The sequence below is a fragment of the Streptomyces arenae genome, from assembly GCF_022343545.1.
GTDB classification, from domain to species: domain Bacteria; phylum Actinomycetota; class Actinomycetes; order Streptomycetales; family Streptomycetaceae; genus Streptomyces; species Streptomyces humi.
In genome coordinates this window covers 48,686-74,095 of sequence record NZ_JAKQYH010000043.1, presented here as the reverse complement: position 1 = coordinate 74,095, position 25,410 = coordinate 48,686, and the positions used below count along the sequence as shown (strand labels likewise).

26 protein-coding genes and 1 tRNA gene are annotated in these 25,410 nt (G+C 74.1%); 14 read left to right on the top strand and 13 right to left on the bottom strand.

From position 1 onward, the window contains the following. The first annotated feature begins 36 nt into the window (after positions 1–36). The 3 genes from MB828_RS18465 (at position 37) to MB828_RS18455 (ending at position 2,289) form a co-directional block, all read left to right on the top strand. Positions 37–453 carry a rodlin gene (locus MB828_RS18465; protein ID WP_133021843.1) on the top strand — a complete coding sequence of 139 codons (417 nt, stop codon included), beginning with the start codon at positions 37–39 and terminating at the stop codon, positions 451–453. 257 nt (positions 454–710) lie between these two features. Next, positions 711–962 (top strand): chaplin, encoded by a 252-nt coding sequence (locus MB828_RS18460; RefSeq protein WP_301649183.1) that lies wholly within the window; start codon positions 711–713, stop codon positions 960–962. Positions 963–1,083: 121 nt separating this feature from the next. Further along, a complete protein-coding gene (locus tag MB828_RS18455) occupies positions 1,084–2,289 on the top strand; it encodes an LPXTG cell wall anchor domain-containing protein (RefSeq protein WP_301649182.1) in 1,206 nt (401 codons plus the stop codon). A 44-nt stretch (positions 2,290–2,333) separates the two neighbouring features. Here MB828_RS18455 and MB828_RS18450 read toward each other — a convergent pair whose 3' ends face one another. Then, on the bottom strand, positions 2,334–2,507 hold the full coding sequence (locus MB828_RS18450) for a hypothetical protein (protein ID WP_301649181.1): 174 nt from the start codon (positions 2,505–2,507) through the stop codon (positions 2,334–2,336). Further along, positions 2,504–3,835, bottom strand: a complete 1,332-nt coding sequence (locus MB828_RS18445; protein ID WP_301649180.1) for an ATP-grasp domain-containing protein — start codon at positions 3,833–3,835, stop codon at positions 2,504–2,506. Before MB828_RS18445 ends, MB828_RS18450 begins: the two co-directional genes overlap by 4 nt. Before the next feature lie 123 nt (positions 3,836–3,958). Here MB828_RS18445 and MB828_RS18440 point away from each other — a divergent pair, with 123 nt between their 5' ends. Continuing rightward, positions 3,959–5,341, top strand: a complete 1,383-nt coding sequence (locus tag MB828_RS18440; RefSeq protein WP_301649179.1) for a glycoside hydrolase family 26 protein — start codon at positions 3,959–3,961, stop codon at positions 5,339–5,341. On the opposite strand, the gene MB828_RS18435 is transcribed toward MB828_RS18440, so the two are convergent. The 9 genes from MB828_RS18435 to MB828_RS18395 all read right to left on the bottom strand — a co-directional run bounded on the left by MB828_RS18435 (position 5,338) and on the right by MB828_RS18395 (position 15,052). Then, entirely contained in the window at positions 5,338–6,474 is a 1,137-nt protein-coding gene (locus tag MB828_RS18435; protein ID WP_133021846.1) for a GNAT family N-acetyltransferase, read from the bottom strand. The genes MB828_RS18440 and MB828_RS18435 overlap by 4 nt on opposite strands. Then, positions 6,471–7,112, bottom strand: a complete 642-nt coding sequence (locus MB828_RS18430; RefSeq protein ID WP_046731513.1) for a hypothetical protein — start codon at positions 7,110–7,112, stop codon at positions 6,471–6,473. Before MB828_RS18430 ends, MB828_RS18435 begins: the two co-directional genes overlap by 4 nt. Next, positions 7,109–8,248: a glycosyltransferase gene (locus MB828_RS18425; RefSeq protein ID WP_133021847.1), complete on the bottom strand. Its 1,140-nt coding sequence runs from the start codon at positions 8,246–8,248 to the stop codon at positions 7,109–7,111. The genes MB828_RS18430 and MB828_RS18425 overlap by 4 nt, the downstream gene beginning before the upstream one ends. After that, positions 8,249–9,004 (bottom strand): polysaccharide deacetylase family protein, encoded by a 756-nt coding sequence (locus MB828_RS18420; RefSeq protein WP_301649178.1) that lies wholly within the window; start codon positions 9,002–9,004, stop codon positions 8,249–8,251. Then, positions 8,988–10,604, bottom strand: a complete 1,617-nt coding sequence (gene murJ, locus MB828_RS18415) for a murein biosynthesis integral membrane protein MurJ (protein ID WP_301649290.1) — start codon at positions 10,602–10,604, stop codon at positions 8,988–8,990. Before murJ ends, MB828_RS18420 begins: the two co-directional genes overlap by 17 nt. Positions 10,605–10,705: 101 nt before the next feature. After that, a complete protein-coding gene (locus MB828_RS18410; protein ID WP_301649177.1) occupies positions 10,706–11,998 on the bottom strand; it encodes an O-antigen ligase family protein in 1,293 nt (430 codons plus the stop codon). Positions 11,999–12,000: 2 nt separating this feature from the next. Next, positions 12,001–13,422, bottom strand: coding sequence for an exopolysaccharide biosynthesis polyprenyl glycosylphosphotransferase (locus MB828_RS18405; protein WP_301649176.1), 1,422 nt, complete (start codon positions 13,420–13,422; stop codon positions 12,001–12,003). After that, positions 13,419–14,576, bottom strand: a complete 1,158-nt coding sequence (locus MB828_RS18400) for a glycosyltransferase (RefSeq protein WP_301649175.1) — start codon at positions 14,574–14,576, stop codon at positions 13,419–13,421. The genes MB828_RS18405 and MB828_RS18400 overlap by 4 nt, the downstream gene beginning before the upstream one ends. A 56-nt stretch (positions 14,577–14,632) precedes the next feature. Beyond that, entirely contained in the window at positions 14,633–15,052 is a 420-nt protein-coding gene (locus MB828_RS18395; RefSeq protein ID WP_133021852.1) for a hypothetical protein, read from the bottom strand. A 214-nt stretch (positions 15,053–15,266) separates the two neighbouring features. On the opposite strand from MB828_RS18395, the gene MB828_RS18390 reads away from it, so the two are divergent. The 7 genes from MB828_RS18390 to MB828_RS18360 all read left to right on the top strand — a co-directional run bounded on the left by MB828_RS18390 (position 15,267) and on the right by MB828_RS18360 (position 19,427). Further along, entirely contained in the window at positions 15,267–15,506 is a 240-nt protein-coding gene (locus tag MB828_RS18390; protein WP_133021853.1) for a chaplin, read from the top strand. Positions 15,507–15,750: 244 nt separating this feature from the next. Next, positions 15,751–16,041 carry a hypothetical protein gene (locus tag MB828_RS18385; protein ID WP_133022339.1) on the top strand — a complete coding sequence of 97 codons (291 nt, stop codon included), beginning with the start codon at positions 15,751–15,753 and terminating at the stop codon, positions 16,039–16,041. Positions 16,042–16,197: 156 nt separating this feature from the next. Further along, positions 16,198–16,698: a DUF5949 family protein gene (locus tag MB828_RS18380; RefSeq protein WP_133021854.1), complete on the top strand. Its 501-nt coding sequence runs from the start codon at positions 16,198–16,200 to the stop codon at positions 16,696–16,698. Further along, positions 16,698–17,282, top strand: a complete 585-nt coding sequence (locus tag MB828_RS18375; RefSeq protein WP_133021855.1) for a vitamin K epoxide reductase family protein — start codon at positions 16,698–16,700, stop codon at positions 17,280–17,282. Before MB828_RS18380 ends, MB828_RS18375 begins: the two co-directional genes overlap by 1 nt. Positions 17,283–17,422: 140 nt before the next feature. Then, the gene (locus MB828_RS18370) at positions 17,423–17,938 is read left to right on the top strand and encodes a hypothetical protein (protein ID WP_301649174.1); all 516 of its coding nucleotides are present in this window, start codon (positions 17,423–17,425) and stop codon (positions 17,936–17,938) included. Between the two features lie 129 nt (positions 17,939–18,067). Then, the gene (locus MB828_RS18365; protein ID WP_301649173.1) at positions 18,068–18,577 is read left to right on the top strand and encodes a tyrosinase family oxidase copper chaperone; all 510 of its coding nucleotides are present in this window, start codon (positions 18,068–18,070) and stop codon (positions 18,575–18,577) included. Beyond that, on the top strand, positions 18,561–19,427 hold the full coding sequence (locus MB828_RS18360; RefSeq protein ID WP_301649172.1) for a tyrosinase family protein: 867 nt from the start codon (positions 18,561–18,563) through the stop codon (positions 19,425–19,427). The genes MB828_RS18365 and MB828_RS18360 overlap by 17 nt, the downstream gene beginning before the upstream one ends. A gap of 105 nt (positions 19,428–19,532) precedes the next feature. Here MB828_RS18360 and MB828_RS18355 read toward each other — a convergent pair whose 3' ends face one another. Continuing rightward, entirely contained in the window at positions 19,533–19,817 is a 285-nt protein-coding gene (locus tag MB828_RS18355) for a chaplin (RefSeq protein ID WP_133021859.1), read from the bottom strand. A 230-nt stretch (positions 19,818–20,047) separates the two neighbouring features. Here MB828_RS18355 and MB828_RS18350 point away from each other — a divergent pair, with 230 nt between their 5' ends. Together MB828_RS18350 and MB828_RS18345 are read left to right on the top strand one after the other, a co-directional pair. Continuing rightward, positions 20,048–20,737, top strand: coding sequence for a GAF and ANTAR domain-containing protein (locus MB828_RS18350; RefSeq protein ID WP_301649171.1), 690 nt, complete (start codon positions 20,048–20,050; stop codon positions 20,735–20,737). Positions 20,738–20,901: 164 nt separating this feature from the next. Further along, positions 20,902–23,103 carry an ATP-binding SpoIIE family protein phosphatase gene (locus tag MB828_RS18345; RefSeq protein WP_301649170.1) on the top strand — a complete coding sequence of 734 codons (2,202 nt, stop codon included), beginning with the start codon at positions 20,902–20,904 and terminating at the stop codon, positions 23,101–23,103. Positions 23,104–23,345: 242 nt separating this feature from the next. On the opposite strand, the gene MB828_RS18340 is transcribed toward MB828_RS18345, so the two are convergent. Continuing rightward, positions 23,346–23,418: transfer RNA gene (locus tag MB828_RS18340), tRNA-Arg, on the bottom strand. 321 nt (positions 23,419–23,739) lie between these two features. Here MB828_RS18340 and MB828_RS18335 point away from each other — a divergent pair. Next, positions 23,740–25,347 (top strand): dynamin family protein, encoded by a 1,608-nt coding sequence (locus MB828_RS18335; RefSeq protein WP_133021862.1) that lies wholly within the window; start codon positions 23,740–23,742, stop codon positions 25,345–25,347. The last annotated feature ends 63 nt before the right edge of the window (positions 25,348–25,410 follow it).

The following is a 25,410-nucleotide window of genomic DNA, read 5'->3' as shown; positions in this document are numbered from 1 at the left end:
TCCGTCTTGGCCTTGAGCCAGGAAAGGAAAAGCGAAATGCTGAAGAAGGCAATGGCCGCGGCGGCGGTCGCCGTGTCCGTCGTAGGTGTGTCGGCGGCGGCAGCCCCCCAGGCGCTTGCCACCGGGAACGACCACGGCACCACCTCCGCCAGTGGTAACAACGCCCGCGAGACGTTCGGCAACCAGGTGACCAAGGGCAAGATGAGCCCGCAGGCCACCCTGGTCCAGAGCTCGCTCAACAAGCTCTGTGTCGGCCTCCCGGTGAAGGCGAACGCCCAGGGGATCCTCGGCCTCATCGCCGCCGTCGGGGTGGCCCAGGACATCCCGGTCCTGTCCGCGCCGCAGAACCAGCAGTGCGCCGAGAACTCCACCCAGGCCAAGGGTGACGAGCCGGCGTCGCACATCCTGGACGACATCGCGGTCCTCGCGGCCAACGGCGTCGCCAACCAGTGACCCCGGTCCTGTGAAAGCCCGCCCGGGCGGTGCGCGTTCATGCGCCGCCCGGGCGGGCTTTCGTCGTGCCCGGACAATTCCCGCTGCCAGAAGAAGCGTTTCCGCTCTTTGTGTCAATTCTGTGAAGGCGTTCGAGTGAATTAACCGACGGCGCGCGTTCCATAGTTTCTTCGGCTGTCTATTCCTCGTTCTACAGCCCGCCGGTCATGGTGCGAGCCGTTCATGTGTGCTCGCTCGGTTTCGGCCGACATACGGGCATGACCGCAGAGAAGGGAAAGTTCATGAAGAAGACCGCTGCTGTGGTCGCCGGCGTGATCCTGGCGCTGGGCGGTGCCGTCCCGGCCTTCGCCGACGCGGGTGGGCAGGGTGCCGCCACCAACTCCCCGGGCGCCGTCTCCGGCAACGTGATCGAGCTCCCGGTCCACGTTCCGGTCAACGTCTGCGGCGACACCGTCGACGTCATCGCGCTGCTGGACCCGGCGCTCGCCAACGCCTGCGCCAACGACTGACGACGTCACCCACAGCGCACCAGCCCCCCGGCTGAGTCATGGCCGGCCTCGGACCGTCGATCCTTTGCATCCGCGTTCCGAGGCCGGCTTTCCCACTTCTTCAAGCAGGAAGACAACGAGATTGCGACAGACCCTCAGCAGGGGAATGCTCGCGGCCGCCGCCGCGACGAGCATTCTGTCCCTGTACGGCAGTCCCGCGCTCGCCGGCACGGACGCGACCGGGGCCGCAGCCGGCCAGCCGGGTGTCGTGTCCGGTAGCGATGCCCGTGACCCGGCGAGTGTTCCGGCCGACGCCTGCGGCAACTCCTGTGCGAACGGCTCGGGTTCGGACGAACACACCGCCGACCACGCCCCCGAGGCGGCAGCCCCTGAAGCTCCGGCTCCTGAAGCTCCGGCTCCCGAGGCGGCCGCCCATGCGGAAGCCGCTCCCGAGGCACCGGCACCCGAAGCACCGGCACCCGAAGCACCGGCACCCGAGGCGGCGGCTCCCGAGGTGGCCGCTCCCGCGGAGGCCGCTCACGAGGTGGCCGCCCCCGAAGCAGCCGCTCCCAAGGAGGCCGACCGGACCGAGGCCGCCCCCGCCGAAGCCGCCCACGAGGTGGCCGACCGGACCGAGGCCGCCCCCGCCGAAGCCGCCCACGAGGTGGCCGACCATGCCCAGGCCGTGCACCCGGAGGCCGCCCGCGCCGAGACCGGCCAGGACGACTCGGACCACGGCGACCGGGGCGACAGCGCCACGGGTCACGGAACCGAGGCGTCCGCCGGCAGCGCGTCCGGCACCACCCCGCCGTCCGGCGACCGCGAGACGCCCCTGGCCCACGGCGACAAGGCGCCCACCGGCTACGGGCAGGAGTCCCCGTCCGCATACGGCGAGGAGTCCCCGTCCGCGTACGGCGACCACAGCCCGCCTCCCTACGGCGACCACAGTCCGCCCGCCTACGGCGACCACACCCCGCCCGCTCACGGCCAGCAGTCCCCGCCCGCGTACGGCGACCACACCCCGTCCGGCTACGGCGAGGAGTCCCCGCCTCCGCACACCTCTCCGCCCCCGCACACCAAACCACCCCACACCAAACCGCCGCACACCAAACCCCCGACGTCCCCGCCGCCCACCACGCAGCCGCCGACGTCACCCCCTCCCTACACGCACCCGCCGAAGCCGCCGCACCACGGCCACCACCACGGCCACCACCATCACCGGCCCAGCCTGCCGCACACCGGCAGTGAGGCCATGATCGCGACCTCGGCCGTCAGTGCCGCGCTGATCGCGGGTGGGGCGATCCTGTTCCGCCGGGGCCGGGGCCGGGCCACGTCCCGTCGCCCGTAGCGGAGAACGGGTGCCGGACGCCCCAAACGTCCGGCACCCGTCCGTCAGCTTCCCACCGCGCCCGGCGCGGACTCCCGTCGCCCCGCCGGGACGCCCCGGCCCGCCGCCGCGACCGGTCCGGCCGTGAACAGCACGGGGTACGACGACCCGAAGCCCCGGTCCGCCTCGGGCGCCGCGCCGGCCCCGGTCACCGGCGTCGTACGGGGGTCGTACCTCATCGGCTGCTCCCCGTGCCGTCGTCGGACCTGTCGGTCAGACCGGACACCCCGGAGAACTCCCCGGCCGGGGCGGCGGCAACGGCGGGCTCCCCGGCCTGGCGGACCACTGCGCGACGCTGAGACGGCACCGGGGCCGCCACGGCGCGGCGCAGCCGGTCCAGGAGCCGGTCGAGCAGCCGGTCCGTCACATGCCGGCTCCACAGCGCCCACATCGCCAGCCCCGGCCCCCGGTCGTCCGGCGCGCTCCAGGCCAGTTCCCGGCCGCGCGGAGCCGGACGCAGCGCGCTGAGCGGCGCGTAGTTCTCCACCACGAACGCCCGCCCGGACAGCGGCACCCCCGCCGGCAGCGGACGGTGGGTCAGGTCCAGGTGCTGGGCGCGTACGACGTCCAGGCCGGTGCTGTCGGCGAAGAGCCGGAACTGGGCGCCCGGCCTGGGGTTGAAGTCGAGGAGGTGGTAGCGGCCGGTGCTGCCGCAGCGCCGGAAGTCCAGGTCGAAGATGCCCCGGAAGCCCAGCTCGCCGACCAGCCGCTCGGCCGACGCCTGGACCTGGCCGTTGGGCGTCCACCGGCCCACCGCGGTCAGTCCGGCGTCGCGCGGCCAGGACCGCTGCTTGCGGCCGGGCCCGCCCGCCCGCACCGCGCCGGTGCGGTCGGCGTAGCCGTGGAAGAACCAGTCACGGTCCGGACCCGGCGGCAGGAACTCCTGGAGCAGCAGCCTGCTGCCCGCCTCCTCCGTCCGCGCGAACAGCTCCCGGGCCTCCCGCGCCGAGCGCACCACCGCCGTGCTGCGCAGTCCGGACCCGGCCGGCACCAGCCAGGGGCGGCTCCACTTGGCGACCACCGGCAGCCCTAGCCGCCACGCGGCGGCCGCCGCCTGCTCGGCGCCGTCCGGGACCACCGTCTCGGGGTGCGGGATCCCGGCCGCGGCGCACACCTCGGCCAACTCCGCCTTGTCGGCGACGCGTTCGGGCAGCGCGCCGGGCTGCCGCGGCAGCAGGTAGGCGGGTGTGAGGTCCTCGCGGAACCGGCCGACCGCGATCGCGCTCGCGTCGTCCATCGGGATCAGCACCGCCGGGCGGGCGATCCGCTCCGCCACCCGGCGCAGCACCGCCACGATCTCGGCGGGGGACGCGTCCGGCGCCGGCGGCGGATGCAACTGCCGTACGAAACGCGACCTGCGGACCGGACTTCCGGTGGAGTCGGCGACCACATGGACCTCCACCCCGGCCCTGCCGAGCGAGCGCACAGCTCCCAGGGTGCCGTGGTGAAAGGGATTCCGGTCGATCCGCAGCAGAACCGCGGGCACTCGGATGTCTAGCAGCGACACGGACCATTTCCTTCAATTCGGTTCACCCGTGCGGACGCTCGGGGCACCCGAAAGCCGCAGCCGCACTGGCGGAATTCATATTGATATGACTGAGTGTCAGTACCGGTGGAGAAAGGAGCAGGAATGGCTCCACAGCACAGAAAGCGGCCAGGGTTCAGGTCGTCCCGTCTGGCCGTGGTCGCGGTGGCGGTCGTCGCCTCGGCGACCCTGACGGCCGGCCTCGGGTTCGCCGCGGGCACGGGCGTGGTGCGGGTCGTCCCCCCGACACCGGCCGCCACGCCCAGCCCGGCCGTCACGCCCACGTCGTCCGTCCCGCCGTCGGCGGCTCCTCTGCCGGTACCGGCGCGTCCCACGCCGTCCGCGGCCGAGCCCGCCCAGGCGGCACCGCCGGCCTTCGGGGCCTTCCTCGACTCCGGGCCGCTCGGGGTGGCCCGCATGGTGCAGCTGAGCGGCTGGCTGGGCGGCACCGAGCTCAAGGTCGCGCACACCTACCTGCCCGGCGACCGCTGGTCCGACATCGAGGGCGCCCCCGGTTTCCTGGACGTCTGGGCGCACTGGCGGCGGGAGAAGGCCGACCGGACGCTCGTCCTCAACGTGCCCATGCAGGAGCACAACGAGGACGGTCTCGGGGACGACGAGGTCCGCTCGCTGCTGCGGCAGGGCGCGGCCGGCGAGTTCGACCAGCACTTCCGGGCCCTCGCCGAACGGCTGGTGGAGCTGCGGGTGCCGGACACCGTCCTCGTGCTCGGCTGGGAGATGAACGGCATCACCTACTCCCATCGTTGCGGGCCCGACCCGGAGGCGTGGAAGAAGTACTGGAACAGGATCGTCACCACGATGCGCGCGGTGCCGGGCCAGAAGTTCCGGTTCGACTTCACGCCGAGCCGGGGCCGGGACGCCGTCCCGTGGACGGAGTGCTATCCCGGGGACGGCACGGTCGACGTCATCGGCATGGATTCCTACGACCAGCCGTCCGGGCTCTCCTTCGACGAACAGGTGCGGGAGCCCTACGGACTTCAGCAGCACGTGGATTTCGCGAAGGCCCACGGAAAACCCATTTCCTATCCGGAATGGGGCCTCTTCCGCAATGGTGACAACGCCGAGTACATGCGGCGGATGCTCGCCTGGATGGACGAGCACAAGCCGCTGTACAACACCGTGACCGACTACTGCCCGCACGGGGTCTGGCAGTGCTCGGCCAACCCGCGTTCGTCGCGGGTGTACCGCTCGGCGCTGTTCGGCAGAACCGACCCCACCACGCCGGCCCCGACCCCGACACCCACACCCACGCCGGGCACCGGCACCCCGAGGCCGACCCCGACCCCGGCCCTGAGCCCGACCCCGACCCCGAAGCCGGCGGTCACGCCGACGCCCGTACCCACGGCCACGCCCACCCCCGTGTCCGCGCCCGACTGCGCGCCGATGGACCTGGGTGACTGGGTCGAGTACTGGCTCGGCGGGGAGCTCTGCCTCGACGTCGACTGGTGGTCGTCCGACGACGACTAGTCCTGCCGGTGTTCCGTCTGTCCCTTGTGTTCCTTCCAACGACGCAGCACCTCCTTGACCCGCTGCCGGGCGGCGACGTCGCAGAGCGCCGCCGTCAGCAGCGGGGCGGTGCGCCGCCGGGCCAGCAGCAGCCGCTGGTTGACGACCGGCCGGGGGCGCCAGTGATGCTTGTACGGCTCGTCGCCGCGCAGCAGGCTCAGCGCGCCCCGCTCGCTGGTGCCGGTGTGCTGGGTACAGGCGTCCAGCAGCATCACGGCCACGTCGGCCTTGCGCTCCCGCAGTCCCGGGTGCGCCCCGTAGAGGTAACCGCCGGCCAGGCTCGGCGACAGCAGGGTGAGGTCGACGGCGACCACCTCGTCGTCGAGCCGGAACTCGGTGACCACCGCGTCCCCGGAACGCACCATCGGCCCCACCGAGCGCACCAGATGCTCCCGGAACCGGGACTGGAGGTGCTCGGTGGTCACCTTCCGTCCCTGCCACTGGAGGCGGTGCAGGTCGAGCAGCCGGCCGAGCGCCGCGTCGACGCCCTCCGGCGGTACGGCGTCCCGGCGCACCCCGAGCGAGCCCAGCTTGCGCAGCTTGGCGCGCACCCGCTGGGCCTTGCTCGACGGCAGCCGGGTGACCAGCTCGTCCATCGACACGGCGGGCAGCTCCAGACACAGCGAGTCGGGCACCTTCCGGCACGGCCCGCGCCAGCGGTCGTAGACCCGTTCCATCGCCCCGCCCGGCCGCACCTCACGGAAGTCGATCAGTGCCGTCCGGGCCGCCCGTGCCAGCTCCCCGGTGAGGGCGGCCGCGGCCCGGCCGTCGTCGGCGTCGGCGAGCAGCACATCGGCGTAGTCCGAGATCGCCCCGCCCAGCGGCACCAGCGCGGGCAGCGGCCGGCGCACCAGCATCAGCGGGGCCGCGCCGACGAGTTCACCGCCGTGCCGCACCAGGATCAGGCGCAGCCGGCCCGGGACGCCGTAGGAGCGCCACCAGGAGTGCAGCCAGGCGTGGCTCTGGAACGGGGTGGCCGTGCCGCACCGCTGGTAGAGGCGTCCCCAGGCGGGGGCCAGGGCGGCGAAGGCGCGCTCGTCGGTGACGAGTTCGGTGGTGTGCGCGGCGAGCGTCGGGTGGGCCGTCGTCGTCACAGCTGGCCGTGTACGTCGGCGGCGACGGCCGGACCGGGCACCGAGGCCTGCGGCGCGGTCTCCTCCGGGCGGCGCCGGGGCCGCATCAGCAGCACCAGACCGGCCAGCAGCCCGCCCGCGCTCGCACCCACCAGACCGGTCACCTTCGGGGACGCCGAGGTGGGCGACGTCGGCTTCGAGGCGCGGGAGAACTGGAGGAGTTCGACGTGGGTGTCGGCCTTGGTGTCGTTGGCGTGCTGGGTGAGCGAGCGGGCCACCGCGTTCGCCATGTCGGCGGCCTGCAGGGCGTGCGGCGAGGTCGCGGAGACGGCGACCATCGGCGCGTCCGGCGAGGTCTCCGTCTGCACGCTCTGCCGCAGGGTGTTCACCGGCACCCCGGCCCACAGCTGCGCGTCCCCGAGCACCGCGAGCTGGGTGGCGACCCGGCCGTAGGCCTGCGCGAAGCCCTGCGCGGTGGCGGTGTCCGACCGGTCGGTGGGGACGGCGATGACATAGCTGGTCGCCGTGTAGGTGGCCGGTTCGACCACGCCGTAGGCGCCGCCCAGCAGGCCGCCGGCGACGATCCCGGCCGCCAGCACCGACCAGGGCGGCAGCTTGCGGGCGAAGGGACGGGGGGCGCGGACGGGGTTCTCGGTCATGGCGTACTGACTCCCTGGGATGAGGTGGCGAGTGCGGCCGCGTAGACGTCCATGAGCTGGGCGGCGCTGCGGGTGATGCAGTAGTGACGGGCGGCCTCCGGCGCGGTGCGCGGACCGCGTCCGGCGGCGCGGACGGCGGCGAGCGCCTCGGCGTAGGCACCGGCCCCGCCCCGGACCCGGCGGGCGCCCGGGGCGGCGGCGGGCGGCAGGTCCTCGACGGCCGGGCAGGAGGTGTAGAGCACCGGCAGTCCGGCGGCCAGCGCCTCGACGACCGCGAGCCCGAAGGCCTCCTCGGCCGACGGCGACACCAGGACGTCCATCGCGGCGGCGAGCGCGGGCAGGTCGGGGTCCTCAGGACTGCCGGAGAGGTACGGGCGTTCGCCGGTGAACAGCACCCGGCCGGCGACCCCGGCGGCCTCGGCGACCCGGCGCAGGATGTGCTCCTCCGGGCCCCCGCCCACCAGCAGCAGCCGGCAGTCTCCGGGGAGCTGGGCCAGCGCCCGGATCGCGACCCCGAACCGCTTGCCGGGCGCGAGCCGTCCGACCCCGCCGATGACATAGGCGTCCTCGGGGATCCCGAGGCGGGCCCGGGTGCGCCGCCGGGCGGCCGGGTCGAAACGGAAGCGCTCCAGGTCGATGCCGTTCGGTACGACCTCGATCCGCGGCCCCGGCACCCCCCACCGGCGCAGCCGCTCGGCGACGGTGGGGGTGACGGCCACGGTGGACCGGCCGAGCCGCTCGCCCGCGAGGTACAGCGCCCGTACTCCGGGGGTCAGTTCACGCCCCTCCAGCTGCGAGTCGCCGAGCGAGTGCTCGGTGGCGACGACCGCCCGGACTCCCGCGAGACGGGCGGCGAGCCGCCCGTACAGACAGGCCCGGTACAGGTGGGTGTGGACGAGGTCGTAGCGGCCCCGGCGGATCAGCCGGACCAGCCGGGGCAGCGCGGCCAGGTCCCGGTTCCCGGCCATCCCGAGATGGACCACCCGCACCCCGTCGGCGGTCAGCCCGTGCGCGACCGGACCGGGGTTGGTGAGCGTGACCACATCACAGGGGACCGGCAGGTGGCGCAGCAGCAGCCGCAGCTGCTGCTCCGCGCCGCCGACCCCGAGCCCCGTGATGACGTGCAGCGCCTTCATTCACACCCCCTCCACCGGGCGGCGCCGCAGCCGGTGCAGCCGGTACTTCAGGAACAGGCGCAGGGCGTTGTCGTTCTGGCCGATGTGCAGGCGGGGCAGGGCGTGCACGCTGTTCAGGTCGCCGGGGTCGATGGCGCAGGCGTAGCCGTACCCGGCGTCCCGTACCGCGTCGACGGCACGCCGGTCGACGGCGCCGTAGGGGTAGCAGAAGCCGGTCACGGGGGCCTGGGTCAGGTCCTCCAGCAGCGCCCGGCTGCCGGCCACCTCGGCCCGGACCGTGTCCGCGTCGGCCCGCGTCAGGTCGACATGGGTCAGCCCGTGCGAACCGATCTCCACACCGCCCGCCGCGGCCCGCCGGATCCCGTCGGCGGTGAGCAGCGGTCTGCGCCGGCCGAGCGGATCCCAGGCGTTGTTGCCGCCGAGCCGGCCGGGCAGCACGAACAGGGTGGCGCCGCAGCCCCAGCGGTCGAGCAGCGGCAGGGCGTGGTCGAGGAAGTCGGCGTACCCGTCGTCGAAGGTCAGCCCGACCAGCCGGCGCCCCGCGCCGCGCGCCCGGGCGGCCAGCAGTTCCCCCACCGACACCCCGCGCAGTCCGCGCCTGCGCACCCAGCTCAGCTGTCTCTCCAGCCGTTCGGGGGTGACGGTGATCCGGTACGGGTCGTCGGAACGGTCGCCCACGGAGTGGTACATGGCGACCCAGGGGACCGGGCCGGTGCGGCCTGCGGCCCGCTCTGCGGACTCAGTGGAACACGGCATGCGCGAGCCTTCGGGTGACGTTGCCTACGGAACGGAGTGCGGGGGCGAAGCCCTGGGCGTCCAGGGCCCAGCCGAGCAGGACGAAGACGAGGGTCACGGTCGTGATCCCGGCGGCCAGGCCGGTCAGCGGGTCCGCCGGCCGCCCGGCGGCGAAGGTCCCGACCACCGTCGCGACGACGGCGGCCCGCACCGGCCGGCTGAGCTCCGCCAGCACCCGCCGAGTGCGGATCGGGACGCTGCGCGGGCCGGTGCCGGCCAGCAGGAGCAGGGCGGTGACGGTGATCCCGGTGGCGTTCCCCGCGGCGATGCCGGTGACGCCGTACCGGCCGACGCCCAGCACGCCGATCCAGGTGGTCACGACGATCCCGGCGATCATCGCGCCCACCGGGTACCAGGTGGCACGGCCGGCCGAGAAGTAGGAGCGGACCAGCGCGCCGACCATGGTCTGCCCGAGCAGCCCGAGCGCGTAGACCCGCATCACCGCGGCGGTCGCGGCGGTGTCCTCGGCCGTGAACGCCCCGCGCTGGAACAGCAGCCGGATGAGCTGCGGCGCGCAGGCCACGACCACGGCGGTGCCGAGCAGCACGACGCCCGCGGCCACCGCGAGGTCCCGCTCCACCCGGAGCCGGGCCCGCTCGGTGTCGCCCTCGGCCAGTGCCCGGGCCACCACCGGGAAGGTGACCGTGCACAGTATCAACGACATCGTCATCGGGATCTGCGCGACCTTCTGCGCGTAGTTGAGGTACGAGATGGACCCGGAGTCCAGGTGCGAGGCGAGGAACCGCTCGATCAGCACCTGCGACTGCCGGCACAGCGCGAACAGCAGCACGGTGGCCATCAGCACGACGTCAAGCGGCTGCGCCCCGGCGCCGGCCGCCCCGTCGGACGGCGTGCTACGGACCCGCAACTGACGTAACAGCGTCGGCAGTTGTACGGCGACCATCAGGACGCCGCCGGCCGCGACCCCGAACGCGGCCGACCGCACGCCCCAGTGGCCGCCGAGCGCGAACATCGCGGTGATGATGCCGGTGTTGTAGGCGACGTAGATCGCGGCCGGGGCGAGGAAGCGCCGGTGGGCGCGGAGCGCGGCGCTGCAGTACCCGGCCAGCCCGAAGGTCAGCACGCAGGTCGCCGTGAGCCGGGTGCAGCCCACGGCGAGCCCGGGGTCGCGCAGCCCGGGCGCGAGTACCCCGACGAGTTGCGGGGCGCCCCCGATCAGCAGGGCGCCGAAGCCCGCGAAGGCGAGGGAGAGCTTGGGCAGCGTCCCGGCGACCAGGGCCCGCACGGGGTCGCCGGGCGCCCCCTGGGCCCGGCGGGCCAGGGCCAGACTGAACGCGGGGATGAGCGCGAAGGCCAGCCCGTCCTCGATGAGCAGGGTGGCGGCGAACTCGGGCACGGTCCAGGCGACGAGAAACGCGTCCGTGTCCCGCCCGGCCCCGAAGAGCCGGGCGAGCGACTGGTCCCGCACGAGCCCGAGCACCGACCCGAGAATGGAGAGCACGGCGGTACCGAAGGCCGCCTTGGCCAGGAAACCACCCGTGGGCGGCGCCCCTTCGGCTCCGGTGCCGTCGGCGTGCCCAGGGGCGCGGGGCTGTGACACGTGCGGCTCCGCCGCGCGGGCGCGCTCAGCCCGCACCGGCCCGCAGCCGACCTCCAGCTCCTCCAGCTCCCCCGGCCCCTCCGACTCCCGCACCCCCGGAATCACGCCGCCCCCACCAACGCCCACCACGCCACCGCCCCGAAGACCACGGCCGTGAGCACCGTCGACGGCCCCCCGATGTCGGCGTACGCGAAGTCCACGAGCTGCCAGACCAGCAACCCGCAGCCGACCAGCGCACAGTCGAGCCCGCGGCCGTCGCGGCGGACCCGCCACCAGCCCCGCAGCCCGCACACCAGGAGCGCCAGCCAGCTGCCGGCCAGCGCCAGCAGCCCGAGCAGCCCCTGCTCGCTCAGCACCAGCAGGTACATGTTGTGCGGCGACAGCAACGGCTGTTTCCGGTACGCGGCCCCCGCCCCCTCCGTGTCGCTCCCGGAGGACAGCGCCAGCGAGGCGTGCCCGTCCCGGTACGCCGGAAAGTTCTTCAACCCGACGCCGGTGACGGGGTGTTCACGCCACATCCCGGTCGCCGCCGCCCACAGCGTGTACCGGTCGGTCACCGACTGGTCGGGCGCGTCCGTGACCTGCCCGATGCTGTTGATCCGCTCCTGGAGCATCGCCGTGCCGACCCCGAGGCCGCCCACCAGCACCACGCCCGCGGCGACCGCGGCCGCCACCACCTTCAGCGCCCGGCGCAGCCCGGCCAGCGCCAGCTGCACCCCGCAGGTGAGCACGGTCGCGATCCAGGCCCCGCGGCTGAAGGACAGGGCCAGCGGCAGCAGCAGCCCGAGCGCGCAGGCGCCCGCCACCACCCGGTGCCGTACCGGCGTCGTCCGCCCCAGGGCCAGGCCCAGCGCGCACACCAGGCCGAAGGCGACCACCGTGGCCATGCCCATCACGTCCTGAGCTCCGAACGTGCCGACCGCGCGGATCTCCTCGCCCTGGTACGACGCCCCGGTCCCGGTGACGTACTGGTGCACCCCGACCGCGCCCTGCCAGCCCGCGAGTCCCACGAACGACCAGGCCAGCAGCCGGAAGTCGGCCCGGTTCCGGACCAGCAGCAGCACGGCGGCCGGCACCAGGACGAACACCTGGAGATAGCGGCCGAGTCCGGTCAGTCCCGCGCCCGGCGAGGCCGCGCCCATCGCGGCCACGGCCAGCCCCACGACCGGCATGCCCAGGACGACCACGGCGGTGGCGGACAGCGGGCGGCGCCGCTCCCGGACCACCCGCAGCGCGGCGTACAGCACGACCAGGGCGGACACCGCGTCGGCCGGTCCGGCGCCGCCCTCCGCGCCGCCCGGGGCGAGCGGCAGCGCGAGGACCGCGAGGACGGCGACCGCGGCCAGTACCGGCGGCAGCCGGAGCGGCCTGGCGGGCGACAGTGCGAGGCTCATCGTCAGCTCCCCGTCGAGCGCACGAGCGAGGCCGCGGTACGCAGCAGGATGCAGACGTCCTGCCACAGCGACCAGTCGTCGATGTAGGCGTTGTCGAAGCGGGCGCGGTCCTCGATGGAGGTGTCACCGCGCAGCCCGTGGATCTGGGCGAGCCCGGTGATCCCCGTCTGCATCCGGTGGCGGGCCGCGTAGCCCGGATAGGTCTGGCTGAACTGGCCGACGAAATAGGGCCGTTCGGGACGCGGGCCGACCAGGCTCATGTCGCCCCACAGCACGTTCCACAGCTGGAGCAGCTCGTCGAGCGAGGTCTGGCGCAGGAAGCGGCAGAAGCGGCTCATCCGGACCTCGCCCGCGACGCTCCAGCGGGTCGCGGCCTCGTGCTCGTCGACCGGGCGGTGGGTGCGCAGCTTCAGCAGGGTGAAGGGCCGGCCGCCCTTGCCGATGCGCTCCTGCCGGAAGACGACGCCCGGTCCGTCGGTGAGGCGCAGCACCGCCGCGCACACCAGGAGCAGCGGGCTGACCAGGACGAGCGCGGTCCCGGACACCGCGATGTCCAGGATCCGCTTGCCGACGCTGCCGCGCCGTCGCGCGCCCATCTCCAGACGGCGGCAGGAGAACCCGGCGAGCTGGTCGCGCATCTCGTACGCCGGCGAGTCGGCGTCGACCTCCCAGACCACGCAGCCCGACTCGGCCAGCGCCCGCAGCAGCGGGCCCTGTTCGGTGCGGACGGCGGGGTCGACGGTGAGGACGGCCCGGACCCCGTTCTGGATGAGGGCCCGCTCGACCTGCTGCCCGGTGGTGAGCACGGGCAGGCCGCCGGCGCCCTCCGGGTGTTCGGCGACGACCCCGACCGGACGCACCCCGCAGTCCGGGTGGCGCAGTACCGCGGCGGCGACCCGCTGGGCGGTCGCGGCCGGGCCGATGACCAGTGCCGCGGCCGGCCGGCGCAGCAGGGCGACCCGACGGCGCCAGTGCACCAGGCCGCGGCCCGCGCCGGCCGCCGCCGCGTGCAGGGCGAAGCCCAGCAGCAGGACCCGCGCGGACAGCGCACGGCCCGGGTCCCAGGCGGCGAGGACGGCGGCCAGGCCCAGCCACACGACCGCGATCCGGCCGCAGACGGCGGGGAGTTCGTCCAGGACGCCTGCCGTCCGCCGGGGCGTGGGCGGGCGCAGCAGTATCGCCCCGGTCACCAGCAGCCCGACCAGCACGGGCCGGCGTACGGCCGCGTCCAGGGCGGCCGCGCCGAGCAGCGCGGCACACAGGTCGGCGGCCAGCAGCGGCACCGGGGAGGCGGGCCGCGCGGGCGGGCGCCGCAGCGGGAACCGGAAGCCGCCGGCGGTACGGGCCGGCAGTACCGAGACGGGTGCGAGTCCGTGGTCCCGTGGCTGCGGGCCGGGGGTGGGGACGGTGCTTTCCGCGGTCACGAGTGGATGGACTCCCTGCGCTCGGAGGACACGAGCGGCCGCCCGCCGAGGAGTTCGCGGTACAGCTCCGCGACCGCCTCCGCCGTGCGCCGCACGTCGTGTGTGGACTGGACGTGCCGGCGCCCCCGGTCGCCGAGCGACGCGCGCAGCTCCGGGTCGAGCAGCAGCCCGGTCACCGCCCCGGCGAGCGGGCCCGGCTGTCCCGGCGGGACCAGGCAGGGTGCGCGGTGCCCGGGCGGCAGGCTCTCCCGGGCGCCGTCGACGTCGGTGACCAGCACCGGCCGTCCGCAGGCCATCGCCTCCAGCGGGGCCAGCGCCATGCCCTCCCACCGCGAGGGCAGCACCACCAGGTCGGCGGCCCGGTACCAGGGGCGGACGTCCGTGACGGCGCCCGCGAACTCGACGGACGCGGGGGCGAGCCGGCGCAGCGCGTCCCGGTCGGGGCCGTCGCCGACCAGGACCAGCCGGGCCTCCGGCACCCGCCGCAGCACCTCGGGCCAGGCCCGCACCAGCACGTCCTGTCCCTTCTGCCGGCACAGCCGCCCGACACAGACGACCAGGGGGGCCGTCGCGTGCCGTTCGGTGGCGACGGGCGCGGGCGCGGGGGCGGGGGTGAAGCGGGTGGTGTCGATGCCGTTCGGGACGACCGTGTACCGGGCGCGGATGCCGGCGCGCACGCCGGTCGCGCGCTCCGCCTCGCTGACGCACACCACCAGGTCCGCCCAGCGTGCGCCCCACCGCTCCCACCTCAGCGCCAGTGCGCCGGTGGCGCCGCCGACCGCCTCGAAGGACCAGGCGTGCGGCTGGAACAGGGTCGGGACGCGCCCGCGCACGGCCAGGCGCCCGGCGAGGCCCGCCTTCGCGCTGTGCGCGTGCACCAGTCCGGGCCTGACCTCGTGGAGGAGGCGGGTGAGCCGTCGTACCTCGTCCGGGAGACCGGCCCCCGGGGACCGGCCGGCGCGCCACTCGCGCACCTCGGCGCCCAGCTCGCGTGCACCTGACGCCAGTTCACCGCCGGGGCACGCCACGGTGACGCGCAGACCGGCCGCGAGCTGGGCCTTCGTCAGGTCCAGGACGACCCGGGCCACTCCGCCCTCGACGGGTTGGGCCAGGTGGAGGACCCGTGGCCGGGGGTCGGTGGCTGATCGGTGCATACGCGATTTCCTCGCTCACGGGGGGCGCTCGGGACTGCGGGCGGGAACGCGCCGCACTACTGCACGTCCACGGCGGCGAAGAGCGCGCCCGCCCACGCCGCGTCGGGCTGGGAAACGAGCCGGAAGGGCGGCTGGTCACCGCCCTGCGCGAGACCGGTGCCGAGATCGAACACATCCGAGTCGTGGCCGAGCGTGCTGGCGTACGCGGGCTCACGCCGGGCGCGTACCTGACCGGGTTCGTTGATCGTGCGGCGGAGTACGCCGTCGGCCGGACCGGCGGGGGCGCGGAGCGGGGTGGGTGAGCGGCCGGCCGTGGTGCGGGTGAGCGAGTCGCCGGTGCCGACCCGGGCGCCGTTGTAGGTCATCGGACCCGCCTGACCGGCGGCGCCACGCGGAGCGGGTAGCCCGTTCGGCCGTACTCCGGCCGGCTTCTGCTCGCCGGCCGTCGTACGGAGCGGGCCCAGGGGATTGCGCATGACCGGCTTCGCTCTTTCGGAGAGTAGGTCAGGAGGTTCGCAACTCTAGTCATCATCGGCATTAATCCGTCAAAACCGGACATGTGTGTCGGAGTCGTGAAGGCGGCTTCCCGGAGATCACTCCTTTGGCGGCACAACCCGGGGCGGAGCCACGCGTTGACACAGCGCTGGGCATCCGCCCGAATGTTTGTTTCGACCCCAAGGAGACCTCTCCATGTCGCGTATCGCGAAGGGCCTGGTCCTTTCCACCGCCGCCGTCGCGGCCGTTGCCGGCGCCGCCGGTGCGGCCGCCGCCGACAGCGGCGCGAACGGCGCCGCCGCCCACTCCCCGGGCGTGATCTCGGGCAACGTCATCGAGGTTCCGGTCCACGTTCCGGTCAACGTCTGCGGCGACACCGTCGACGTGATCGGCCTGCTGAACCCCGCCTTCGGCGAGACCTGCCTCAACGACTGACGCAGCAGCCGTTCCCTTCGGCCGGCCGTCCGCCCGCGCGTTCCGCGGGTGGACGGCCGGTCCGCTTTCCCGGCCCTCCCCGGCCCCGCCCGCCGCCACCCTTTCCGAAAGCTCAGTCACGTTCCCGGGATCTCATATGTCTTCCGGGAACGGGGTTTCCGGCCCGCCGGGACATCGTTAGACACGGCGTCAGAATTCCCCCGGGCGGCTTGCGTTGCCGAAAGCCGCCGAAGAAAGGAACATGATGAAGTCGCTGAAGGCCGCCGTCGTCGTCGCCGGTTCCGTGGCTCTCGTCGGCGCCGCCGCGCCCGCGTTCGCCCACACCACCTCCGACCTCACGCCCACCAGCCTCAACGGCGCCGTGAACACCATCACCAAGGACGGCCTGGACCTGAACCAGGCGATGCCGCTGCGGCACCAGTCGAACGCCCTCAGCACCGAGAACAAGCGCTCCCCGCTCAACACGGTCAAGACCGCGACCGGCGCCCTCAACCAGCACAACCCGCTGCTGGGCGGCCTGCCGCTGCAGAGCTGAGGACGGCACGGGCCGGGATGCCGCGAGGCCGTTCGAGGGGCACCGTTCGAGGGACGCCGAGGGGTGTCCCTCGTTCGTGTGGCCCGGCCGGCCGGTGTCCGCCGGTCGGGTGAGCGGACGCCCGGCCGCCCCACGGCCCGTCGATAGGGTCGCGCGGTGACCTCAACCCCAAGCGCGACCCGCCCCTTCCGCCCTGCCGACCTCGGCACCCTGGTCGTACTGGCCTGGAGCGGCGAGGCCCCCGACGGCGGCGACATGCCCTACCTGCTGGCCTACTCCCTCGGTGACGCCGAAGGCGGTCCCGAGGCCACCGCGACCGCCATCGGGGCGCTCCTGGAGAACAACGGCCTGCCGGTCGGCGGCGACCTCGTCGACGGCACCGCCCGGCCCGGCCTGCCCGTCACCCTGCTCGTCGAGGCCGGCCAGGCGGTCCTCAGCCTGGCCCCGCTCAACGCCCAGTGCCCCGCGCCCGAGGAGTGGCTCGCCGCGGTCGGCGAACGCGGCTACGCCTACCTGGTGTTCACCACCCGCGCCTGGCCCGCCGCCGAGCCCGGCAGGCCCGTCACCCCCGAGGCGCTGACGGAGTTCGCCGGGGCCGAGGAGACCCTGACGGCCGCCGCGCACGTGGTGCTGCCCGCCCGCACCCTGCGCGGCTGATGGCCCGGACCGCGGGCGCCGGACAGGGGTTCGCGCTGCTGACGCTGGCCGCGGGCGCGGCCGGGCTGCTCGCCTCCTGGGTCATCACCCTCGACGAGTTCGAACTGCTCAGGAACCCGCGCTTCGTGCCCGGGTGCAGCCTGAACCCGGTGGTCTCCTGCGGCAGCGTCATGAAGAGCGACCAGGCCTCGGTGTTCGGGTTCCCCAACCCGATGCTGGGGCTGGTGGCCTACGCCGTCGTGATCTGCGTCGGCATGAGCCTGCTGGCCGGCGCCCGCTTCCCCGCCTGGTACTGGCTGACCTTCACGGCCGGCTGCGCCTTCGGCATCGGCTTCGTGTCCTGGCTGCAGTTCGAGTCGCTGTACCGGATCGACGCGCTGTGCCTGTGGTGCTGCCTGGCCTGGGCCGCCACCATCCTCCTGTTCTGGTACGTCGCCTCCTTCGTCGTACGCCACCGGTTCCTGCCCGCGCCGCGGTGGCTGCGGGAATTCCTCGGCGAGTTCACCTGGGTCCTCCCGCTGCTGCACATCGGGATCGTCGGCATGCTGATCCTGACCCGCTGGTGGGATTTCTGGACGAGCTGAACACCGGAATTCCACAATGCAGGACTGGTTACCGGCCGACTAATGCTGCACCCGGGCGAATTGTGAGCTGATGCCGATTCCCGGCTCGTTACCCGGTACGGACGTCGCTCCTCTCGCATCCGGAAAGGCCCGTACCTGACATGAAGCCGACCACCCGAGGAACCCTTGCCGCCGTCGTCACGGGTGTCGCCGTGGCCGTGGGCGCCGGCGCCACCCCTGCCGCCGCGACCGGTACGGTCCCCGTCCCCGTGCCACTGGACGGCGTCGAGAAGTCCCTCCACACCGAGGTCCCCGAGATCGGCCTGGGGCTGCCGCTGCTGATCCCCGGTGTCCCCGAGACGCCACGCTACGTCCAGGGGCGGCTCATCCCGGAGCACGCGGTGCCGCAGGTGCCGATGAACGGCGTCCTGCCCGGCGCCGACCTCAGGCTGCCGCTCCCGCACGTCCTCGGCCCCGGCTTCGACCACGTCGGCGTCGACCTCCCCGCCTCCGACCTGCGCACGCTCACCCCCGGCCTGGAACTGGACGCCCCCCTCAGCGCGCCCGACCCGCAGCACTACGGCATGCCGAACCTGAAGATGCCCGAGGCCGGCGTGCTCGGCCCGGTCCTGCAGACGGTCGTCGGCGGCGACCTGGGTGCCGGCCCCGGCCGGTGACTCCCGCCGCACACCGGCACCGCCCTTCCGGCCCGTTCCTGGGCCGGATGGCGGCCCGGCGGTGACCGGGCGGCCCCTCGGACGGTTACCGGTACCGACAGTGGTCGGTCAACCGGACGAGGAGTGAGCATGGTCGTCGGAGTCGGTGGGGTGGCGGTGGGCGCGGAGCCGGGCGCCGGACAGCCCGGCAGAGCCGGGGCGGGCAGACCGACGCGGCGCGAGCTGACCCGGGGGCTGTTCGCCTCCCTGGCCGCCCTCGCGCTCGCCCCGGTGGTCGCCGCCTCCCGCCCGGTGCTCCCGGCCGGCGGACCGGCCGGCACCTCCTTCGACGAGACCTACCGGGGCCGCCGCATCCGCGGGGCACCGGTACCGGCGGTGCGGGCCGTCGACGACGGCGAGTGGCAGGTCACGGTGGACGGCCGGCCGCTGCATCTGATGCGGCGGGCCGACGGCAGCTGGCTGAGCATGGTCGACCACTACAGCTCCTACCCGACCCCGCTGGCGGCGACCCGGGCGGCCGTCGACGAGATGGGCCCGGGACAGCGGCTGCGCGAGCCGGCGCCCGGCCCGGCGGGCGGGGGACACGGGGAACACGGGGGACACCTGCACATGGGGGGAGACCATGGCGTACGTGCGTAAGGACGTCAGCAGGCTCACGGCCGCCGAGCGGGGCCGACTGGTGAAGGCGTTCCTCGAGGTCAAACGGCGCGGCGAGTACGACGAGTTCGTGCGCATGCACATCGACTACTACACCCCCGACGGCGAGGACGGACTGCGCGCCGCCCACATGGCGCCCTCCTTCCTGCCCTGGCACCGCCGCTTCCTGCTCGACCTGGAGCGGGCCCTGCGCCGGGTGGACGGGTCGGTGACGGTGCCGTACTGGGACTGGACGCGGGAACGGTCGGCGTCCGGTGTGCCGTGGACGAAGGACCTGCTCGGCGGCAACGGCCGGGCGCGCGACCAGCAGGTGATGACCGGGCCCTTCGCCTACGCGGCGGGGCACTGGACCATCCGGGAGGGCATCACCGACGGTGAGTTCCTGGCCCGGGACCTGGGCCGCGCCCGGGACCCGATCGACCTGCCGACCAGGGCCGAGCTCGACCGGGCGCTGGACGACCCCGTCTACGACGTCCCGCCGTGGGACTCGACGGTCACCCGGGGCTTCCGCAACCGGCTGGAGGGCTGGGGGAGCGGCAGCGGCAAGGCGTCCTGGCACAACCACAACCGGGTGCACCGCTGGGTCGGCGGGGCGATGTTGAGCGGCGCCTCGGTCAACGACCCCGTCTTCTGGTTGCACCACGCCTTCATCGACCTCCAGTGGGAGCGCTGGCGGTCCCGTCACCGCGGGCAGCGCTACCTGCCGGCGAGGCCGCCGGGCCCCGGTGACGCGCAGCACGGCCGGATCGTCGCCCGGGGCGGAAAGCTGCCGCCGTGGGACGTGACCCCCGAGTCGCTGGAGGACGTGAGCCGGATCTACCGGTACGCGTGAAGCGCCCTCAAGGGGGCGCCCTCACGAGGGGCTGCCCTCAAGGGGTGCCCTCACAAGGGGAGAGCCCCGGCGCCTTGGGCGCCGGGGCTCTTCAGCGGCCGTGGTTCAGGAACCGTAGCCGCCGTTCTTGCCGTCACCGCTCTTCAGGTGGCCTTCGTTGGTGCAGTGGTTGCCGAACGCCGGGTTCAGCAGGCCGATCACGTCGACGGTGTCGCCGCACAGGTTCACCGGGATGTTGACCGGGACCTCGATGGCGTTGCCGGACAGCACGCCGGGCGAGCCGACGGCCTCGCCGTTGGCACCCGCGTCGGCCAGCGCCAGGCCGGCTCCGCCGATCACCACAGCGCCGGTGCCGAGGGCTACGACGGCGGCCTTCGCGATGCGAGACATCACGTTCTCCTTCTTGTTGCCTTGTTGCTCGGGGAGTGCGGCGGCAGGACCAGCCGCCGCACTCCCCGTTCAACGCCGCCCCCTGCGGCTGGTCACGCAGATCAGCGGACGATCACTCCAAGGGCCGGAGCGGACGCGGGCACTCCGGACGAAGTGACGAAGGCGCCCGACGGTCCCCGAGGCGTCGGCGTGCCATGCTGAGCGGAACCTACCGAAAGTTGGAACGGACGATGGACTGGGCTCGGTTCGCGCAGCAGTTGGCGGCGATGGCGCGGGACCTGCTGGCACAGGACTCCGTCGACAGCACCCTGTCCCGGATCACCGGCTCGGCCGTGGAACTCGTGGAGGGCTGCGAGGCGGCCGGCATCCTGGTGCTGCACGGCGGGAAGGTGCAGACGCTCGCCCCCACCGGCCGGCTGGTCGTCGACAGCGACCGGCTCCAGGAGCGGCTGAGCGAGGGGCCGTGCTTCGACGCCGCCCGCACCAAGGAGGGCGAGCGGGTCTTCCGCATCCGCGACTTCGGCCAGGAGCAGCCGCGCTGGCCCGCCTACGCCCCCGCGGCCCACCGCCTCGGAATCGGCAGCATGATGGGGTTCCTGCTGTACACCGAGGACGAGGAACTCGGCGCGCTGAACATCTACTCCCGGTCGCCCGGCGCCTTCACCGAGGCCAGTGAGCTGGCCGGCTGGCTGCTGGCGTCACATGCGGCGGTCGCCTTCTCCAGCGCCCGCACCCACGCCCAGATGGAACGGGCCGTCGCCACCCGCCATCTGATCGGCGAGGCCATGGGCATCCTCATGGGCAGCCACCGGCTCACCGAGGAACAGGCCTTCGACGTGCTGCGGCGCTACTCGCAGGAGAACAACATCAAGCTCAACGAGGTCGCCCGCCGGGTCTGCGAACAGGGCAGCCTCGGCTGAACCCCGGGAAACGGCGCCGGGCCCCCCTCCGGGCGCGAGTCGCCGCAGGGCTCCAGGCCGGTACCGCCGGGCGCGAGTTCCCCAGCGCCGGGCGCAGGTCCGCTCAGGCTCCGGGCCGGCACCGCCGGGTGAGGGGGCGACCCTCAGGGCGTACCGTCGACTGTGTGGACGGCACCGCCGACGGGTTCCTCTCCCGGGTCGCCCGTGAACTCGTCCCCCGGGCGGACGAGCTGATCGCGGACGTCACCCGGTGCCTGCGCGCCGAGATCCCCGAGCTGTGGCAGGACGCGGAGCTCACCCGGATGACGTCCGAGAACATCACCGAGCACGTCGTCGGGGTGCTCACCGGACTGGGCCGCGGCGCCGACCCGGGCGCCCTGGAGCCGCCGCCGTCCGACGTGGATCGGGCCCGCCGGCTGGCCCGGCGCGGTACCCCCGTCACCGCGATGCTGCGGGCGCACCGGCTCGGCGAGGGCGTCATCCTCGACGGCTTCCTCGCCGAGCTGCCCCGGCTGACGGACGACCCCGAACTGATCGACGCGGTCTCGCGCCGGCTGCTCGCGATGGCCACCGGATACGTCGACCGCGCCTCCGAGCAGGGCGTCCTCGCCTTCCAGGAGGAACGGGACCGCCGGCTGCAGTGGCGGCTGTCCCTGGTCAACGACGCCGGGCTGCGCATCGGGACCACCCTGGACATCACCCGTACCACCCAGGAACTGGCGGACCTCGCCGCCGAGCACTTCGCCGACCTGGTCACCGTCGACCTGCTCGACGCCATGCTGCGCGGCCACGACACCCCGACGGCCGAGCCCTTCCTGCTGCGCAGGCTCGCCCGCGGGGCCCGGGCGGACGGCGCCCCGGAAGCGGCGGCCGCGGCGGCGCGACCGGTCCCCGCCGAGGCCCGGGCCCGGGTCCACAGCTGCCCGGACGGGTCGCCGGAGGCCCGTGCGCTGGCCACCGGACAGTCCTCCCGGCACACCCGGGGGACCCGGTCCTGGCTGGTCGTGCCGCTGAGCGCGCGCGGCACCACGCTCGGCGTGACCCGCTTCTCCCGGTACCGCGACCCCGACCCCTACGACGACGAGGACCTGCTGCTCGCCCAGGAGATCGCGGCCAAGGCGGCGGTGGCCGTCGACAACGCCTGCCGCTACACGCACGCCCGGGCCACCGCCCTCACCCTCCAGCGCAGCCTGCTCCCGCACCGTACGGCGGAGCAGTCGGCGGTCGAGGTCGCCTGCCGCTACCTGCCGGCCGGCGCCCGGGCCGGGGTGGGCGGCGACTGGTACGACGTGATCCCGCTGTCCGGCGCCCGGGTCGCCCTGGTCGTCGGTGACGTCGTGGGCCACGGCATCCACGCCGCCGCCACGATGGGCCGCCTGCGCACGGCCGTACGCACCCTCGCCGACCTCGACCTGCCGCCCGACGAACTGCTGACGCACCTGGACGACGTGGTGATCCGGCTGGCCTCGGAGGGCTCGGCCGACCCGGACCGGGTGGCCTGCGGGGACATCGTCGCCAGCTGCCTGTACGCCGTCTACGACCCGGTGGCGGGCCGCTGCTGCCTCGCCCGCGCCGGGCACGTGCTGCCCACCGTGCTGGACCGCGACGGCATCGCCGCGCTGCTGGACCTGCCGGCCGGGCCGCCGCTGGGTCTGGGCGGGCTGCCCTTCGAGGCGGTGGAGGCCGAACTGCCCGAGGGCAGCCTGCTCGCCCTGTACACCGACGGCCTGATCGCAGCCCACGGCCACGACGTCGACGAGGGCCTCGCCAGCCTGCGGGATGCCCTCGCACGGCCCGCCGGCTCCCTGGAGGACACCTGCGACACGGTGCTGGACGCCCTGCTGCCCACCGACCGGCCCCGGGACGACGTGGCGTTGCTGCTGGCCCGCACCCACACCCTCGGGGACGGCCAGGTCGCCGTCTGGGACCTGGACCCCGACCCGGCGGCCGTCGGCCCGGCCCGCGCGGACGTCGCGCGGCAGCTCACCGCCTGGGGACTGGAGGAGCTCGGTTTCGCCGCCGGGCTGGTGGTCAGCGAACTGGTCACCAACGCCGTCCGCTACGGCCGGCCCCCCATCCGGCTCCGCCTGATCCGCACCGGGCCACGGGCCGGACCGAGGCGTCCGGACGCTCGGGGTCACGCGGACGCCCGGGGACTCCTGTGCGAGGTGTCCGACGCCGGCGGTGCCACCCCGCATCTGCGCCGGGCCCGCACCTATGACGAGGGCGGACGCGGTCTGCTGCTGGTCGCGCGGCTCGCCGCACGCTGGGGGACCCGGCACGCCCGGCAGGGCAAGACGGTCTGGGCCGAACTCGACGAGAGCGAACCCGCGGCACCCCTCCCGGACCTGGCCGCCGCCCTCTGACCGCCCGCCCGCCCGCCGCCCTCTAGCCGGCCGCCCGCCCGCCGCCCTCTGGCCGGCCGCCCGGCCGCCGTCCTCTGGCCGGCGGCCCGGCCGCCGTCGACAACCAGCCCTTTTGGCGGGACGGCCCGCGACCTGACGGGTAGGCCGGCGACGCGTGCGCCCACGGGCGGCGCGATCCGGGACACGCGGATGTGACCTGCGGTTTCGCGGGAAGAGCGGGAAACGGAGGACTCTCGGATGGGCGCCCCCGGCAGGACTCGAACCTGCGGCCAAGCGCTTAGAAGGCGCCTGCTCTATCCACTGAGCTACGGGGGCCGGCTGTGCTGGCCTCGTACGTACCGCCCTGGTGCGGGCGGGTCCGTCACGTTGCCGGGGACAAGGATAGAACTCCCCGCTCCTCGTCCCTGTTGCTTCGCCTCCGTGGCTCAATGTGGAGGTTCGGTGAAGCGGTCCTGATAATCGCAGGCAGGTACGAATCGTGCATCGCTTTTCGCGCCCGACGCACCGGGTGTTGTGCACTCGTTATGCCTGGACTGTGCCTCCGTCCCAGTCGTCCCTTCCGTCCGTTGTGTTCTATCGGCGCGCAGACATGTCTATATGCTTCAGAATTCCCCTAAAATTGGGCATTCTTCGCATGTGGTGACCTTGGACGTACGGCCTCAGCTGCTCGACACACTTTCCGCCCTGCGCGACCGTGTCGCGGCCGCACGCTTCCCGCTGCCCCTGGCGGGGGCCGCACGCGCGCGCGCCAACCGCGACGAACTCCTCGCGCAACTCGACGACTATCTGGTGCCCCGCCTCAAAGAGCCCGAAGCGCCGCTTCTGGCCGTCGTGGGCGGCTCCACCGGCGCCGGCAAGTCGACTCTCGTCAACTCCCTTGTGGGGCGCCGGGTCAGCGAGGCGGGCGTACTGCGCCCGACCACCCGGACACCGGTTCTGGTCTGCCATCCGGAAGACCACCACTGGTTCAGCGGGATGCGCGTGCTGCCCGACCTGACCCGGGTGTGGGAACCGCACCGGGAACCCGGTGACGAACCCATCCTGCCCGCCGAGGACCCCGGGCACGTGCTGCGCATCGAGACCGCCGACAGCCTTCCGCGCGGCCTCGCCCTCCTCGACGCCCCCGACATCGACTCCCTGGTCGTGGGCAACCGCGTGCTCGCCGCGGAACTCATGTGCGCCGCCGACGTCTGGGTGATGGTGACCAGCGCCGCGCGCTACGCCGACGCCGTCCCCTGGCACCTGCTGCGCACCGCCAAGGAGTACGACGCGACCCTGGTGACCGTCCTCGACCGGGTTCCGCACACGGTCGTCTCCGAGGTCTCCCGGCAGTACGGCGCGCTGCTGACCAAGGCCGGGCTCGGCGACGTACCCCGGTTCACGGTGCCCGAACTGCCCGAGTCGGCCTGGGGCGGCGGACTGCTCCCGGCCACCGCCGTCGCCCCGCTGCGGGCGTGGCTCGTGCACCAGGCGCAGGATCCCGGCGCCCGCCGGCAGACCCTGGCCCGCACCGCCCACGGCGTCCTCGACTCCCTGAAGGCCCGGATGCCCGAACTGGCCGGTGCCGCCGCCGCCCAGTACGCCGCCGCGCTACGCCTGACCGGCGCCGTCGACGCGGCGTACGACAGCGAACACGCGCGGCTGCGCGGCCGGCTGCACAGCGGCGCCGTCCTCGCCGGCGACGCCCTCAAACGCTGGCGCGCCTTCCCGCTCGACTGCACCCCCGGCGAACTCCTCGACGCGCTGGTGGAGAGCCTCGCCGCGCTGCTGCTGTGTTCCGTCACCGCGGCCGACGAACGCATCGACGACGCGTGGCGCCGCGAACCCGCCTCCGGCGCCGCCGGGCTCACCGACCGCGAGCCCGCCCTGGAGAGCGCCGAGCACCGCATCGGTCTCGCCGTCCGGCGCTGGCGGCGCGAGTTGGAGGAGTACGCCGAGGACGAGGTGCGCGAACTCGACCGCAGCGTCGCGCCCGACTCCGAGGCCGTCGCCGCCCTGGTGGCCACCGCGCTGCTGGGCGGGCGCCGCACCCGGGCGGCGGGGGAGCGGCTCGGCGAGCGGATCGGCGCGCACGGGGCGCTGCGGCTGCGCGACCGCGCGGGACGGCTGCTCACCGAGCACATGGACCGCGTCATGCACATCGAACGCGAGCGCCGCCTCGCCCCGCTCGACGCCCTCGACATCCATCCCGAACCCCAGGCCGAACTCATCGCTGCCCTGTCCGTCCTCCAGAAGGAGAGGTGACCGGTGACCGCCGTCACTGACCACGACCACACGGATCACCTGAAACGCATGGATCACACCAGT

Excerpts from the sequence above, each read along its gene's own strand:
- MB828_RS18465 (WP_133021843.1), top strand. The coding sequence starts at position 37 with ATGCTGAAGAAGGCAATGGCCGCGGCGGCGGTCGCCGTGTCCGTCGTA.
- MB828_RS18460 (WP_301649183.1), top strand. The coding sequence starts at position 711 with ATGACCGCAGAGAAGGGAAAGTTCATGAAGAAGACCGCTGCTGTGGTC.
- MB828_RS18450 (WP_301649181.1), bottom strand. The coding sequence starts at position 2,507 with ATGAGGTACGACCCCCGTACGACGCCGGTGACCGGGGCCGGCGCGGCG.
- MB828_RS18440 (WP_301649179.1), top strand. The coding sequence starts at position 3,959 with ATGGCTCCACAGCACAGAAAGCGGCCAGGGTTCAGGTCGTCCCGTCTG.
- MB828_RS18430 (WP_046731513.1), bottom strand. The coding sequence starts at position 7,112 with ATGACCGAGAACCCCGTCCGCGCCCCCCGTCCCTTCGCCCGCAAGCTG.
- MB828_RS18425 (WP_133021847.1), bottom strand. The coding sequence starts at position 8,248 with ATGAAGGCGCTGCACGTCATCACGGGGCTCGGGGTCGGCGGCGCGGAG.
- MB828_RS18420 (WP_301649178.1), bottom strand. The coding sequence starts at position 9,004 with ATGCCGTGTTCCACTGAGTCCGCAGAGCGGGCCGCAGGCCGCACCGGC.
- MB828_RS18410 (WP_301649177.1), bottom strand. The coding sequence starts at position 11,998 with ATGAGCCTCGCACTGTCGCCCGCCAGGCCGCTCCGGCTGCCGCCGGTA.
- MB828_RS18400 (WP_301649175.1), bottom strand. The coding sequence starts at position 14,576 with ATGCACCGATCAGCCACCGACCCCCGGCCACGGGTCCTCCACCTGGCC.
- MB828_RS18395 (WP_133021852.1), bottom strand. The coding sequence starts at position 15,052 with ATGCGCAATCCCCTGGGCCCGCTCCGTACGACGGCCGGCGAGCAGAAG.
- MB828_RS18390 (WP_133021853.1), top strand. The coding sequence starts at position 15,267 with ATGTCGCGTATCGCGAAGGGCCTGGTCCTTTCCACCGCCGCCGTCGCG.
- MB828_RS18385 (WP_133022339.1), top strand. The coding sequence starts at position 15,751 with ATGAAGTCGCTGAAGGCCGCCGTCGTCGTCGCCGGTTCCGTGGCTCTC.
- MB828_RS18375 (WP_133021855.1), top strand. The coding sequence starts at position 16,698 with ATGGCCCGGACCGCGGGCGCCGGACAGGGGTTCGCGCTGCTGACGCTG.
- MB828_RS18370 (WP_301649174.1), top strand. The coding sequence starts at position 17,423 with ATGAAGCCGACCACCCGAGGAACCCTTGCCGCCGTCGTCACGGGTGTC.
- MB828_RS18365 (WP_301649173.1), top strand. The coding sequence starts at position 18,068 with ATGGTCGTCGGAGTCGGTGGGGTGGCGGTGGGCGCGGAGCCGGGCGCC.
- MB828_RS18360 (WP_301649172.1), top strand. The coding sequence starts at position 18,561 with ATGGCGTACGTGCGTAAGGACGTCAGCAGGCTCACGGCCGCCGAGCGG.
- MB828_RS18355 (WP_133021859.1), bottom strand. The coding sequence starts at position 19,817 with ATGTCTCGCATCGCGAAGGCCGCCGTCGTAGCCCTCGGCACCGGCGCT.
- MB828_RS18350 (WP_301649171.1), top strand. The coding sequence starts at position 20,048 with ATGGACTGGGCTCGGTTCGCGCAGCAGTTGGCGGCGATGGCGCGGGAC.